1 protein-coding gene is annotated in these 771 nt (G+C 69.5%); it reads right to left on the bottom strand.

The window, feature by feature from the left end:
• The coding region (locus ABD371_RS35745) for an AMP-binding protein (RefSeq protein WP_344486960.1) at window positions 1–721 on the bottom strand (721 nt) is incomplete at its 3' end.
• Window positions 722–771: the final 50 nt, after the last annotated feature.

Raw genomic sequence — 771 nt, 5'->3', positions numbered from 1 at the left:
TGAGGCGGGTTCCGGTCATGGGCCGGCCCAGCGGTGTCGTCGTTCCCAGGGGGGTGTCGTCGGTGTGCCAGGGGGTGTGGGTGGCGCAGAGGGTGGTCTCGGTGGGGCCGTAGGTGGTACGGACGATGAGGCCCGGGTTGGTGTCGAGGACGGTGCGGACGGCGTCCGGGGGGATCACGTCCCCACCGGTCGTGACCTCGGTCAGGTGGGTGAAGGCGGTGGGGTCGGTCTCGGCGATCACCCGGAACAGACCGGCCGTCAAGGACACGTGCGTCACCCCGTGCCGCCGGGTGAGGGCACGCAGAGTGGGTGCGTCGATGATCTGGTCCGGGGGTGTGATGACGATGGCCGCGCCCGTGAGGAGGGGGGTCCAGAGTTCGTAGACGGATCCGTCGAAGGCGTGGGGGGCCTGGAACAGGACCCGGTCGCCCGGTGTGACGTTCCAGGCCGGATCCAGGGCCAGATCCCTCACACCCCGGTGCGGGATCGCGATGCCCTTCGGACGCCCCGTCGACCCCGACGTGAACATGACGTAAGCAAGCTGCTCCGGCACCACATTCGGCAGCACAATCTCGTCACCGGCGTCTGCGTCCGCGAGGCCGGTGTCCGTAACAGTGATGACGTTGCGGGTTGACGGCTGGCTGAGGGTGTAGGGGTGGTCCTGGTGGGCGGGGTCGACGAGGAGGACCGGGGACATACTGCCCTCGGTGGTCTCGTGCATCCGGGGAGCGGGATGCGCGAGGTGGAGGGGGAGATACGCGGCCCCCGCCT

This window comes from Streptomyces amakusaensis, from assembly GCF_039532665.1.
GTDB classification, from domain to species: domain Bacteria; phylum Actinomycetota; class Actinomycetes; order Streptomycetales; family Streptomycetaceae; genus Streptomyces; species Streptomyces amakusaensis.
Note: the sequence above shows the minus strand (reverse complement) of the source record. Positions and strands in the feature narration are given on the sequence as shown.